Genomic DNA, 13,087 nt, shown 5'->3' with positions numbered 1-13,087 from the left:
CGTGAATCAGCCTCCCTTTGCCTTTGTGACCCGCGTATGGTTCAAAGGGATAATCACATGCCCCTCTTCTTCATACCATTGACTCGGATCGAGGTTTTTGGTTAACATTCGTTTCCATGTTTTCTGGGAAATGGACGGAGTTTTCGTCGGCTTTGGCTGCCCTTCTGAAAGCATGAACGGGACTAGTTCCATCTTCGCTTCTCCACCTTCATAGAGGCGGTAATGAGCAAGGACGGATTGTTTCGTCCTAGACCATCCTTGGTCGAAAATGAAGTTCCCTAGACTGTAAAAAATGATCGTATCGTTGTAAACTTCTACAGGGGCTACGACATGAGGGTAGTGACCAATAATCACATCCGCCCCTGCCAAAGACATGGCATGGGCCAACTCCCTTTGACGTTGATTGATGTAACTGTCGAAAGATTCTCCCCAATGAACGTGAACAAGGACCATGTCAGCTTTCTCCGCTGCGGTTAAAATGGCTTTCATCACGATCTCCGGCTTCGTCAAAGGCATAATGCCTGGCCTGAACGTGGTGGCCGCTGAATTGGCTTCTAAGATGTCTGACACGCCCAGTGTGGCCACTGTTAGTCCTTCATGTTCATATATGACAGCACAATCGGTGTCGTCTAAGTCATTCATCACCCCGGCAGCGTCGATGTCGTCTCGCTGATCAAAAAAGTTCACCGTGCTTCTAAAACCGAGGTAACCATAATCATAGATGCGGTTGTTTGCGATCGACACCGATTTGAAATTTCGTTTCGTAAGTTCATCGATTGTTCTTGGAGAAGTGGAAAAGGTATCGACTTGATTTGTATTTGGCGGTTGCTCTTGGCCAGGGATTTGAATGGGATGCTTGAAATTCCCAGTCACAAAGTCCGACATTTGAAAATAAGGATCGGCGTACTGAAATAAAAAGTCATAGCCCTTTTTTTGAATTACTTCTTCTATGTGTCTACTGAACATTAAATCACCAACCATACTAGCTGTGAATATGGCTTCCTCGTCTTTTTTCACATCTGGAATGTCCTGCGCAGAGACCCAGAGGTGGGAGGATGAGAGAATCACACCTAAAATAACCGCCAGAATGGACGTATGAAAGGTTAGTTTCTTCTTATGTTTTTTTGACCAGCGCAAGAGTAGCTGTTGCTTATTCATCGAAAAAACCCCTTCATTCTCACGGCTCTTATTGAGCGGTCATTTAATCAGCCTCGGGTTATTACCAAAAATAATAATAGGAAGTAATAATGGCAAATGTGATTCCACTTAGCACCATCGTGCTCGTAATTGTGATCAGTACTCCTTGCTTTTGAAACGAGTTAGCAATCAAACCTGGCACAATGACACCGATTCCTCTCAGCTCATATATTTCAAAGGGCATCACGGGATACAAGAAGTCGAATGCCAGTTTTAACACGACTCCTGTTAACAGCATCGCTGCAAACTTCCGCCTGCCGTAAAGAATAGCGTACCTTGATAGAAAATGAACGACAAACAAGTAAATCAAACAGCTAATAAAAAAGATCGACATAATAAAAAATGGCTGGTCGAAAATGAGCGCCAAGTATCCTGGCACAATAATTCCACCAGGAAGAACGCCTGCCTTCTCTGCGTATAAGAGACTTAAGACCACCCCAATCACGAGGGTAATATATAAATCTGATCCAAACATGTCAGGCAGCTCCTTTTCTATCACCGATTTGGTCCTGCGTTTCCCTTATGAAGCTATTTCCTCTTCAGACCGCTTCTGTACTTCTTTAAGCAGCCCCTCAGCCGCCCCGTGAATATTACCAATACCAAACATCACGTCGCCGCTAACGTGCTCGTAAACTGCTCTAGTTACTTCTGCCGTGCTTTTACCTTCTAGGTTGATCAGTTGATTTGCTTCGATCTTGCCCTCGTTGAACGCTCGGACAATCGGTTCCGTCCCTTCACCGATAAGAATGAGGGTATAAATGTCAATCTTCGTTAACACATCCTCGGCAAATTGCTCCGTCCGGTCTAATCTGTCTGCCCGACAATTCATGATCACTATGGGACGCTCTTTTGAGTAGCCTAGTAGTTGAACTCGCTCCCAGATTGCCAAGGTTGAATGAGGATCGTTGGCAGCGAAGGCATTGACGAAAGGCGAGGTAGTTTCCTCATAAGTAATCTTCTCAATTCGTAACGCTCCTGGGTCAGGGGACGCGTTGAGCATGCCCACTTTGGCCGTTGTTTCATCAATATGAAGCGCCTGTGCCACTGCGAGGGCAAGAGCCGCGTTTTCCGGAAAAATAAGATAGGAGAATTTTCGCAAATAGTCTTCAGACACTCGATCAGGTTCTGCAATGATGACCTTCGTCTGTCTCTTTTTCGCTTCTTGAAGATAACGAGACGTATAAGCTGATTGATTGATAATTAACGTCCCCTTATATGGAATGGTAGCCACAAAGGAATCTGCCACATCATCTAATGTGGGACCGAGAACATCCATATGATCTTCTAACACATTGACAATCACGCCGATGTTCGCCTGTAAAAGAACCTCTTGAAAGGTGATTTGATAATCCGGCTGAACGGCCATACACTCACTAATTAAAACGTCTGCTCCTCGTTTTGACGCATCTTTTATAACTTTCTTCTGCTCTTTAATATTGGGCCCTTCCGGATCTCTGATCATTGGGATTTCTTCCTGTTGATCCCAGACAATCATTCTCGCTGATGTGCCTGTCGTTTTACCAACGGTTTTATATCCCGCTTCCGTGACTATGCCTGTAACCAATCTCGTCACTGTTGACTTACCACGAACGCCGTTAATATTGATCCTCACCGGTATGCTTTGCACATATTTCTGATGAAAGATGCGCTCAATGATTGCTGCTGTAAGCAATAAGGAAATGAAGAGTGGAATAAGGTACATAACTAATCGCCTTTCTAAAAGTGAGTTCTCATTAGTCTGTGTAACTTTTTCTTTTTTAAGCGGAAGAATAGCATGATTTTTGAAAAAGGTATGATAAAGGGGTGGAGGAAGTATTCAGGGGGTTGGGATACTCCTCATCGAGAGCCTGCGGAAGCTCGTGGATTATAGATGAATCTTACATTTTAGGCTCAAAAGAAAAAGAACAAAAAAAAGAGAGGTGAGCGAATCACCTCTCTTAACTGTGTAACTATTATTCGTTTGCTGCGTCGTTCTCTTCAATGTCATTTTCCATGTTATCTTCCATGTTTTCTTCCATGTCATTGTTCATTTCGTTGTTTTCAACGTCAACGTTAGCTTCTGTGTTGTTTTCTTCTAAGTTTTCTTCCATGTCATTTTCCATGTTATTTTCCATGTTTTCTTCCATGTCGTTGTTCATTTCATTGTTTTCAATGTCAACGTTAGTTTCTGTGTTGTTGTCTTCCATCATTGGGTCGTTATTATTTTCGCTGTTGTCTCCACAAGCTGCCAATACGCCAACTGCTAAAACACCTGATAAGATTGAAAGTGATAATTTCTTTTTCATTATAAATTCCTCCTGATTTTTCGTGCTATTTATGCGAGTCCATTAAGAGTTGAAATAACCCGGCTCACATCGTTGACCAGATTTCTTTTGATCAACTGAGGATAATCTTAACCTGCTTTCAAGCTTGTGACAATAGCATTTGCAGCTTTTAAGCAGTCTTTCACACTTTACCATTTTGTTGACGTAAACTGTGCAAAGAATTATCGAGAAAATGTGGGATAGCTAAGAATTAAAGCTTATTTACCTTTTATCAACTTTAATAAAATTCGAAACATATGGGTGTAACGCCAACTTTTGCTTTGTATTACACTCTCATATTTTTTAATGAAATTTTCAATTTCCGTCTCCTTCTTATGAAGCTTTTTCTCTTTGCTTTTTAATGCTTCATCTTTATTTATTTTTGGAGCGAAGCACATCATCTTTCATAAGTAGTTCTCTTTTTATTTTTTGGGTTTCACCTTTCAAGTCAACATAAAGCTTTGTTACTTCCTTTAATTCGTTATCAATTTTTTTCTGTTTTTCTAAATTTTCTTGCTCTGCCTTTCTAGCTAATTTATTTCTATCTTTTTTCATCAAAAGCGGTTCGCTTTCCGCGAGTTGATTCTTAACATAATGGAGCACTTCTTCTGTTAAATCACCAAAAAAAAGGTTTCTGTGAAGCCAGTTGGTAAAATGTCGGAGTGCCAGCAAAGTTCGGTTCTAAAAAAACCGGTTTAGTGTCAGCTCCCATAACAATATCCCATGAAATAATATCAAGATGTAGGATGTTTTTATGACAATCCTTTACAAATTGTATGTACTCATCATAATTAGGTATTGAATTTAATTCAGGAAAACAAAAACCAGTTGTAGGATGATGAGTGTAAGTTTTCCCATACTTACTTAAGGCAACGTCATAAAAATCACCTGAATCAGTAATACCCACCCGAATTCCATCAGCACCTTCATTAGCTCCCGCGTTATCCCTTATATCATTGTTGCTGCCAAATCGGGCAAAGGCTAATAAGTATCTAATTTCATTCTTGCATCTAAATGTAACCATTCTTAAAGTATTCACAGAAGCCGGATGGGGAGCTGCCATTGTAGGGTGTTGTTGAATAGCTTCCTGAACTAAAAAATTTTCTTTATAAATATCTTCTATATCCTGAAAGGTCACTGGTTTTTCTTTAAGATAAACCTTTCCGTTACGTACCGACAATTTAGCTACTCCATTTCCATTGTTAGATCTGCTTGGTTTAATGATCATATCCTTATCACTATCTAATAGTAATCTAGATGCTTCTAAGTAATTTATACCATTGTGGTCTCCATCGTAATAGTTACCGTTTATATTCTTTACTAAAGTCACAGCAGAACGAGGGGGATTAACGACTATATCGTATAAATTTTTATCTTTATAAAATACCGACATGTCATAATCATTAAATACAGGAAAAATCTCTTTTCTTATTATTTTTCCTGGATTAACCTATTATCTTTTCTGCCAGTTAGATTCGAAAAGGCTACGTGTAAAGTAGGATCAATCTTTCTATCATAATTTTCGATCCAATAATTATTTACTTGTGATAAAAAGTTCTCATCAATATTATTTAGCAACCCACCCTTTAACCACTTATCAAATTCACTGGAACTAGTTCTCAACCCCATTTTCCGATATTCTTGCAATTCTTTTTCTTCTATCTCTACAGACTGCAACAAAAAGACCCCCATATATTTTTGAATAAAACTATCACTGCAAATAATTTTATCTATAATTGGGTTAATTTCTTTAAAAATAAAAGATATATTTAAGAATGTAGAAGGTATTTCATGACCTAATTTTTAATATTAGCCCTATAATGAAAATAGTGCATAAAAAAAGGACGTGCCTCAGCACGCCCTCAAACTTTCAGTCTATTACATGTCTCCATCGTTGTTCATGTCATCATTCATACCGCCGTCATTCTCCATCGGATCATCGTTCAGCGGTTCATCGTTCACGTCACCGCAAGCTCCTAGAACACCTAACGCCAATACACTAGACAACGCTGTTAACATCAACTTTTTCTTCATGATTTGTTCCTCCTTCAAAATTTATATTTATAATAAAAATTGTTGAAGTACGTAATCATTAAGCTAACAAAACTTATTCGTTACCTTCGTTCATATCATTATCCATACCATCGTCATCCATGCCATCGTTGTCCATGCCGTCATCATTCATGCCGCCATTGTTCTCAACTGCTGGATCATTTTCTAAACCGTCGTTATTCTCTGCATCTCCACATGCTCCTAGAACACCTAGAGCTAATACACTTGATAAGGCTGTTAACATCACTTTTTTCTTCATGTTGTTTTCCTCCTAAAGGTAATTTTAATAAAATCATTTAACGATAACGAAATAATTAACCGTTAGTGTCGTTATTCATGTCATCGTTCATGTCATTATTCATACCATCGTTATTCATTCCATCATCATCCATGTCATTATCCATGCCGTCGTTGTTCATTCCATCGTTGTCCATGCCGTCATCATTCATGCCGCCATTGTTTTCAACTGCTGGATCATTTTCTAAACCGTCGTTATTCTCTGCATCTCCACATGCTCCTAGAACACCTAGAGCTAATACACTTGATAAGGCTGTTAACATTAACTTCTTCTTCATGATTTTTCCTCCTTCAATCTAATATCTATTATTGTGTTACTTTCGATACATAATTATTGATGATTTTTTAATTAAAATTGAATTTCCAACAAATTAATCTTCTGCGTTATCAGCATCTGCATCGGCATTACCGTCTGCATTACCATCAGCGTTTCCGTCAGCATCACCATCTGCGTCTGCATCAGAGTCAGCATCTACATCAACGTTAACGTCTCCGTCGTTGCCATCATTGTTGTTCATTCCATCATTGTTATTCATTCCGTCGTCATTGTTCATTCCATCATTGTTATTCATTCCATCGTTGTTCTCCATACCGTTGTCATTGTCCATGCCGTCATTGTTGTCAACACCGTCGTTTGTTTCTTCAACGCCACCGTTGTTTCCGTTGTTCTCATTGATTTCAATGTCAACGTTCTCGTCGTTATCTCCGCATGCTGCTAGGATCCCTAAAGATAAGATAGCTGAAGCTACCGTTAAGATTGTCTTTTTTCTCATGAATAATTCCTCCTAAAGTAGTTTAAAGTTTTTTTGCTTAAGATAATTGCAATAGCAATGTTTCTACTTCGGGCTATTTCACGTTTTCACCACTTCAAAACATGAAAAAAACATTTTTGATAATCTCCCATATTTTACACACGATCTCCCAAATTCAAAATAAGTTCACTCAATTGGTTACACACACTGATTTCAGAAGGTTTTTCCATCACAATTATCTACCTATCATGATTTATTAAATGAATAAAGTCTTGTTCAACTATTGTTTTTTTCACACACTTTCCCACAATCTATCTATGTCGATTCTATCCCTTTCATACCGAGGCGTGTCACAAAATAGTTAATCAAACGTTTGATTATGCACGCCTGCACTGTGGGCTCAAAGCCACTCCGTGTTAGGTATAGCTATGTGTCATGGAATCCAAACAAAAAACTCCTCTTCATTCTAGAGGAGTTCTTCGCTTACTTATTCTTGTTTATCACCTAAAGCAAACATGAGTTCAGCTTCTGCCACCGTTTTTCCTTCGACAGATGCGGTTGCTTTTCCTTTACCGATCGACCCTCGAAGACGAGTCATTTCTACTTCTAGACGAAGTTGGTCTCCAGGCTTCACTTGACCTTTGAAGCGACAGCCGTCAATCCCGGCGAAGAATGCAAGGCGACCGCGATTCTCTTCTTTCTTTAACATCGCTACTGCTCCGACTTGAGCTAATGCCTCAATAATTAACACACCGGGCATGACAGGGTAATCGGGAAAATGACCATTAAAGAACTCTTCGTTTGCAGTTACGTTCTTGATCCCTACAGCCCGTTGACCTTCTTCAACCTCTAAAATTCGATCCACCAACAAAAAAGGATAGCGATGGGGAATAATCTCTTTTATTTCTTGTACATCTAGCATAAGATTGTGACCTCCTCATATAATCAGACAATGATTTCTACTTATGTTTAGTTTACGTTTTTTTATTCAGAGACACAAGAGGAGCTGGACACGTTAACGGAATTTCTCCGTAAACACGTCCAGCCCCTCATCACCTTTACCGCTGTCGGTCTGTACCTTCAAAAATGATATCGTAAATATGATACCACGTCTGAGGATTAAACACGTCCATCGGATTGCCACCTTCTCCAACAATGCCGTAGCCAATCATCGCTCCTAGTGCAAGGCTCCCTATGATTGCAGCGATAATAAACACGAGTCGAACCCAGATAGGAATCATCCTAATACGCCCTGTTTTCTCTCGCTTTCGGTCTTTGCGCTTCTCTTCATCCTCTTCTTCAGCTACTTCTTCATCCTCTTCGGATGGCGCGTCCGTCCGCTGAGGAAGGGGAGCAGAAGCAACTTGCTGATCCTCTACATCCTCCTCAGAAAGAGGGGGATCATCAGGCTGCTCGATATCTTCTGACACAGGACCCGCGTTTTTCTCCCTCACTGGCTCAGAAGGATCGGCTGACTGTTTATTTTCCGGTTCAAGAAATGGTTTCATGAAATCATCATCGGCTGATTCTTCAGCTGGTACGTGATTTGGTTGTGATGGCTGATGCTCAGCATCCGTTGAAGGCGTATCGCTCTTATGATCTTCTGGCTGATTGTTGAAATCTTTCTCTTTACTCATGACTAGCTCCTCGTCTGTTGCAATAATGTCCAACTATCATAACACTGTTGTAAACTCATGTGAATCCAAAAAGTCACAAAGGTTCATCCAATTAAACAGAATCATGAATTAGCGAAGGTTCGTAACAAGTCCCATCATTTGATCCGTGATGCTGATGGCTTGAGAGTTAAATTGATAAAATCGTTGTGCTTCCATCATGTCGTTCATTTCTTTCCCTGTATCCACATTCGACATCTCCAAGGAGGATTGGCGGATCACTCCTGCGTTCACTCCCTCTTCAAGAACATCGGCTAATTCTAGATCCAGTTCGTTTAAGTCAGGAAAAACATAGTTGTTATCGCCAATACTATTTAACAGTTGCGGTTTGTTAATATTGACAAGCTGTAGTTGTCCGACATTTTCTTCTAGCCCGTCTTCAAAGGTCATCTGAATCGCCCCTGTATCGGTGATTTGAAAAGAGTCGTAATTGGCCGGTAAGGAGATCGGTTGACCCGCTGCTGAAAGCACATATTCTCCCTCTGAATTAACGAGGAGATTTTCCTCAGCAACATTCGGGTTCGGGCTCAAATAAAAGGCGCCATCTCTCGTAAACCGGCGCTCTCCCTCGTCTGTCGGGGAAACCTCGAAGAAATACCCAGGTTCCGTCATACTAACGTCCAAATCACGGCCTGTTTCTTGAATAGACCCTTGTTGGAAACGAACTGCCGTTTGCGCAACGGAAGCTCCTGAACCTACACGAATACCATGCGGTGTTTGGCGTCCCACTTCTTTTTCAGTAACAAACTGATTATTTACCTGTTGAAAAAGAAGGTCCGAAAAACTCGTATCACGACGTTTATAACCGGTCGTGTTCGCATTGGCTAAGTTGTTTCCTGTTGTGTCCAATTTATGTTGTATTTGCCCCATGGTTACGGCTGAATTAATCATTGATTGATTCATGAAGGTTCACCTGCTTTTTTTATAATGAGCTTAAGTTTATTATCCAATACGTCCAATATCGTTAACAGCCCGCTCCATGCTTTGATCATATGCTTGGAGGACTTTCTGGTTCGCCTCAAAAGCTCTTAAAGCAGTCATCATCTCAGTCACTGTCTGGGAGGCGTCGACGTTTGAACGTTCAATGAAGCCTTGCTGAAGCTGGTAGGTGACATCCTCGTTATCTACCGCTGTAAAAACATCATTTTCACCCTCGTATCGAAGAAACCCTTCCCCCTCTTTTACCAGTTGGGTCGGGTCTGTTACAACAGCGACATTGATCTGACCGAGGAGTTCTTCGTCCACAGTGGAAAAGATCTCTCCGTTACTATCAACACGAATCTGATCGTTTTGCACATTGATCGGCTCGCCATCAATGCCAAGAATATAGTGCCCTTGGGAACTGGTTAAGAACCCTTGTCCATCTACGGTGAAGTTGCCGTTTCGGGTATAGCGCAGGTCTCCATCATTATTCAATGTTTCATAAACAAGCATGGCGTCCTCTCCCGTTTCCTCATCTGTCGGGACTAGTCCTTGCAGAAGAGCCACGTCCGTCGTGTTGTCCGTTTCTTGCATATCTCCTTGCCGGAAATTCGGTGTCTGCTCTTGCATATACACACCCGTGGAAAGCTCGCCTACACGATTCGTTCCGTGAGAGCGGGGATGATCCGTTCCCATGGCTTGAATAAGCATATTCGGAAACGCTCGTAAAGAGCTTTGGTCTCCTTTATGGCCTGGAGTGTTAATATTCGATAAATTATTGGACAACATTTCTTGCCGACGCTGTTGGGCGATCATTCCTGATCCTGCCGCATATAACCCACGTAACATACCCTTCACCTCTTTAAATGGCTAATTCGTATAAGAGAATTCTCACGAGACGCAAGAATTCCTTTTAAAACATAGATGATGATCTAAAGGCAATTGTGCTTTATTAAATCTATTTATATTTTCACTCTGTTTTTGTTGATGCGGTCTAAGTTTTCTAATAACATGCCTGTCCCATTCGCCACACAGTCCATTGGTTCTTCAGCGATGAAGACGGGGACTTTCAATTCATCAGCTAGGAGATGGTCAATCCCGTGCAAATAGGCTCCGCCCCCGGTAATAATAATCCCACGATCGATAATATCCGCTGACAGTTCCGGTGGAGTTTGCTCAAGGACGGTCTTGGCAGCTTGAACAATATGAGATACGGCTTCTTCCATCGCCAAACGTATTTCTTCTGATCCTACAGAGATCGTTCTCGGCAAGCCACTGACCATGTCACGGCCTCGAATATCTATTTCTTCTTCACGAGAACCTGGAAAAACCGTTCCTACTTCTTTTTTGATCGTTTCTGCTGTCCGCTCGCCGATTAAAAGCTTGTACTTTTTCTTAATGTGGTTGAGAATATCGCTATCAAAGCGATCTCCGGCAATTTTTATTGACGAAGCTGTGACGATATCACCCATGGATAGGACCGCTACATCGGTCGTTCCTCCACCGATATCTACGACCATATTTCCGCTCGGTTGATAAATATCCATTCCTGCACCAATGGCTGCCACTTTTGGCTCTTCTTCTAAGTATACGTTCTTCCCGCCACTTTTTTCAGCCGCTTCTCTGATCGCTTTTTGCTCCACCGAGGTAATGTTTGTTGGGCAACAGATCAAAATGCGTGGCTTCGTGAACCAGCTTTTTACTCGAATTTTATCCATAAAATGTTTCAACATCGATTCCGTCGTTTCAAAGTCCGCAATGACTCCGTCTTTTAACGGGCGGATCGCAACGATATTGCCTGGGGTCCTTCCTACCATTCGAAAGGCTTCTTCTCCTACTGCCAACACCCGTTTCGTATGTGTATCAATCGCTACTACGGAAGGTTCGTTTAACACAATACCTCTCCCTTTCACGTGAATTAACACGTTAGCCGTACCTAAATCAATTCCTATATCCCTACCAAACATCTGTTATTTCCTCCCTGGTTCGTTTTGTGGCTGTTGTGAGTAAGCTTGTCTGTCTGTATCGTTACTATCTATGACCAGTTTAAAAAGTCCTGCTTTTCAAACGCATATGTATAGTCTCTGCATCCATTATATCATTTTATCACAAATTGTTTGAATGAAGGGGGCAGTTTTTGGAATTTTTAGATGGGAAATGAAACTGTAAGGAGGTTTATCGGCCCAGTTGCCTTATGGCCCGATCAAACTTTGATTTCTTCCTAGCCGATCCCGGAACAAGCAGGGAACACCCGCTCGGGCGGGTGCTGCCATTCTGTTCTCATCCCTCTCTAGCTATACTTTCGATTCAATGACGGTTTGTTTTCCGCTTGGCTGTTTGTATTTTACCTTGGTCGCTTCCCCCCCACGTAGATGTCGGATCGATTTGTGATACTCGAGAATCCCTTTCACTTCAGTAGCCAATTCCGGGTTGATTTCTGGCAGGCGCTCAGTCAAATCTTTATGAACGGTGCTTTTAGATACACCGAACTCTTTGGCAATAGTCCGGACTGTTTTTCTCGTCTCTACGATGTACCTACCTATCTTGATGGTCCTCTCTTTGATGTAATCGTGCACATCTCTCGCCTCCCTCATCATTCTGGAGTTCAAAAAGACGAAGAAAAGACAGTCTTTTCTTCTAGCGGTTCAACTGAACACCTAAAAGGAGGAGTCCTGAAATTCGCTCCTATACAGGTCCCCGCTCGTCTGTCACCCTCATTCTCTTTGAACGACCTTCTCATGTTGTATGGTTATGCTAAGGTTTGTTAAATTTTATTAGACGAAGGATGAAGATATGCCTAAAAAACAATAAAAGGAAAAAGCCACGGGGATGTCCCATGACTTTTTCCTTTTTAATTGAGGCTCTATTCACATAGAATGTTGATTCCTCTTGGTCTCTTTATCAGACCAAGAATGCTCCGAACGGTGGATCAATGACCCCGTTCGATTAACCTCTTGTTCAATAGAGCCGAATTGTTCTATGATTCTTGTCGTTCTTGGCCCGAATCCTCTTCAGGATCAGGAACTTCTTCTGGATCTTGCTGCTCTGATTGCTCATCATCTGAGAAATCTGGCAGTGAGGCCACAGGTTGTTCCATGTAATCTAATGGATTGACAGGAACATTTCCTTTACGGATTTCAAAGTGAGCATGAACACCTGCATCTTTATTATAAAGATTTCTGCCTGCTTGCCCGAGAACGTCTCCTTGTTTCACCGTTTGACCAGGTTCAACTTTTACCCCGTCAAGACTTTGATAGATCGTGAGAGTATCCTCAGCATGCTCAACATGGACAACTTGCCCAAATAATGCATCTTCCTCAGCTTTGACAACGGTGCCGCTCATAGCAGCAGTTACATCAAATGGTTCTCCATCATCTGTAGCTAAATCGATCCCTTTGTTTTGGTAGAAATAGTTGTTGTAGCGAATCAACGCTTGCGTTTGTTCTTCAACGGATGCTTCATAGTCATGAAAGGTACCTACAACTGCAACTTCATTTTCTTCTACGACAGGTAATTCAAATACCTCATCATGGGACACTGCTGGTACAGCGTCTTCTTCGGCTGCTTCTTCTGTTCCTGTGGAATTGTCGTCATCATTATTTCCTTGATTTGTACCGACACCATCTACGAGATCTTCTATATCAAACTCAGATTCTCGTTCTGGCTCAGTCAAGTCTTCTGTTGACGCCATCCACAAAAATGTTGTTAATACGACAGCGGACAATGTTAAATACAATGCTGGCATCGTCCAACGTTGTTTCATTAGACGTTTCATTTTCGCCTGCATTTGCTCCCTTTTGGAAGCTCGTTTTTCTTCATGATTACTCATGGAATCACCACCTCAGCAACCATTCTGATCAAATCGCCGAGAGTTTATACATTATTTTGAAAA

The 13,087-nt window shown here is 41.4% G+C and carries 18 protein-coding genes; all 18 read right to left on the bottom strand.

Features of this window, described 5'->3' with window-relative positions:
- Positions 1-6: 6 nt before the first annotated feature.
- Positions 7-1,158: a CapA family protein gene (locus CR194_RS12780; RefSeq protein WP_110610083.1), complete on the bottom strand. Its 1,152-nt coding sequence runs from the start codon at positions 1,156-1,158 to the stop codon at positions 7-9.
- A 61-nt stretch (positions 1,159-1,219) separates the two neighbouring features.
- Positions 1,220-1,672: a poly-gamma-glutamate biosynthesis protein PgsC gene (pgsC, locus tag CR194_RS12775; protein ID WP_110610082.1), complete on the bottom strand. Its 453-nt coding sequence runs from the start codon at positions 1,670-1,672 to the stop codon at positions 1,220-1,222.
- A 45-nt stretch (positions 1,673-1,717) separates the two neighbouring features.
- Positions 1,718-2,899: a poly-gamma-glutamate synthase PgsB gene (gene pgsB / locus CR194_RS12770; protein WP_110610081.1), complete on the bottom strand. Its 1,182-nt coding sequence runs from the start codon at positions 2,897-2,899 to the stop codon at positions 1,718-1,720.
- 250 nt (positions 2,900-3,149) lie between these two features.
- Positions 3,150-3,482: a hypothetical protein gene (locus CR194_RS12765; protein WP_110610080.1), complete on the bottom strand. Its 333-nt coding sequence runs from the start codon at positions 3,480-3,482 to the stop codon at positions 3,150-3,152.
- 390 nt (positions 3,483-3,872) lie between these two features.
- Complete coding sequence (locus tag CR194_RS12755) at positions 3,873-4,055, bottom strand: hypothetical protein (protein ID WP_146035951.1); 183 nt, start codon at positions 4,053-4,055, stop codon at positions 3,873-3,875.
- Positions 4,056-4,116: 61 nt separating this feature from the next.
- Positions 4,117-4,920: a sugar-transfer associated ATP-grasp domain-containing protein gene (locus tag CR194_RS12750; protein ID WP_269845723.1), complete on the bottom strand. Its 804-nt coding sequence runs from the start codon at positions 4,918-4,920 to the stop codon at positions 4,117-4,119.
- Between the two features lie 11 nt (positions 4,921-4,931).
- Positions 4,932-5,177 carry a hypothetical protein gene (locus tag CR194_RS12745; protein ID WP_110610076.1) on the bottom strand — a complete coding sequence of 82 codons (246 nt, stop codon included), beginning with the start codon at positions 5,175-5,177 and terminating at the stop codon, positions 4,932-4,934.
- Between the two features lie 201 nt (positions 5,178-5,378).
- The gene (locus CR194_RS20420; protein ID WP_199228174.1) at positions 5,379-5,534 is read right to left on the bottom strand and encodes a hypothetical protein; all 156 of its coding nucleotides are present in this window, start codon (positions 5,532-5,534) and stop codon (positions 5,379-5,381) included.
- Between the two features lie 73 nt (positions 5,535-5,607).
- A complete protein-coding gene (locus tag CR194_RS12740; RefSeq protein ID WP_110610075.1) occupies positions 5,608-5,811 on the bottom strand; it encodes a hypothetical protein in 204 nt (67 codons plus the stop codon).
- A gap of 55 nt (positions 5,812-5,866) precedes the next feature.
- The gene (locus CR194_RS12735) at positions 5,867-6,127 is read right to left on the bottom strand and encodes a DNA primase (RefSeq protein ID WP_110610074.1); all 261 of its coding nucleotides are present in this window, start codon (positions 6,125-6,127) and stop codon (positions 5,867-5,869) included.
- 93 nt (positions 6,128-6,220) lie between these two features.
- Positions 6,221-6,622, bottom strand: a complete 402-nt coding sequence (locus CR194_RS12730) for a hypothetical protein (protein WP_110610073.1) — start codon at positions 6,620-6,622, stop codon at positions 6,221-6,223.
- A 466-nt stretch (positions 6,623-7,088) separates the two neighbouring features.
- Positions 7,089-7,523: a 3-hydroxyacyl-ACP dehydratase FabZ gene (gene fabZ, locus CR194_RS12725; protein ID WP_110610072.1), complete on the bottom strand. Its 435-nt coding sequence runs from the start codon at positions 7,521-7,523 to the stop codon at positions 7,089-7,091.
- 136 nt (positions 7,524-7,659) lie between these two features.
- On the bottom strand, positions 7,660-8,238 hold the full coding sequence (locus CR194_RS20570; protein ID WP_233254355.1) for a DNA-directed RNA polymerase subunit beta: 579 nt from the start codon (positions 8,236-8,238) through the stop codon (positions 7,660-7,662).
- 108 nt (positions 8,239-8,346) lie between these two features.
- Positions 8,347-9,177, bottom strand: coding sequence for a flagellar hook-basal body protein (locus CR194_RS12715; RefSeq protein WP_110610071.1), 831 nt, complete (start codon positions 9,175-9,177; stop codon positions 8,347-8,349).
- A gap of 39 nt (positions 9,178-9,216) precedes the next feature.
- Complete coding sequence (locus tag CR194_RS12710) at positions 9,217-10,044, bottom strand: flagellar hook-basal body protein (protein WP_110610070.1); 828 nt, start codon at positions 10,042-10,044, stop codon at positions 9,217-9,219.
- 113 nt (positions 10,045-10,157) lie between these two features.
- On the bottom strand, positions 10,158-11,162 hold the full coding sequence (mreB, locus tag CR194_RS12705) for a rod shape-determining protein (RefSeq protein ID WP_110610069.1): 1,005 nt from the start codon (positions 11,160-11,162) through the stop codon (positions 10,158-10,160).
- Between the two features lie 327 nt (positions 11,163-11,489).
- Positions 11,490-11,771 carry a sporulation transcriptional regulator SpoIIID gene (spoIIID, locus tag CR194_RS12700; RefSeq protein WP_110610068.1) on the bottom strand — a complete coding sequence of 94 codons (282 nt, stop codon included), beginning with the start codon at positions 11,769-11,771 and terminating at the stop codon, positions 11,490-11,492.
- 401 nt (positions 11,772-12,172) lie between these two features.
- Positions 12,173-13,024, bottom strand: a complete 852-nt coding sequence (locus CR194_RS12695) for a M23 family metallopeptidase (RefSeq protein WP_110610067.1) — start codon at positions 13,022-13,024, stop codon at positions 12,173-12,175.
- Positions 13,025-13,087: the final 63 nt, after the last annotated feature.

The sequence above is a fragment of the Salipaludibacillus keqinensis genome, from assembly GCF_003226325.1.
GTDB lineage: Bacteria > Bacillota > Bacilli > Bacillales > Salisediminibacteriaceae > Salipaludibacillus > Salipaludibacillus keqinensis.
Note: the sequence above shows the minus strand (reverse complement) of the source record. Positions and strands in the feature narration are given on the sequence as shown.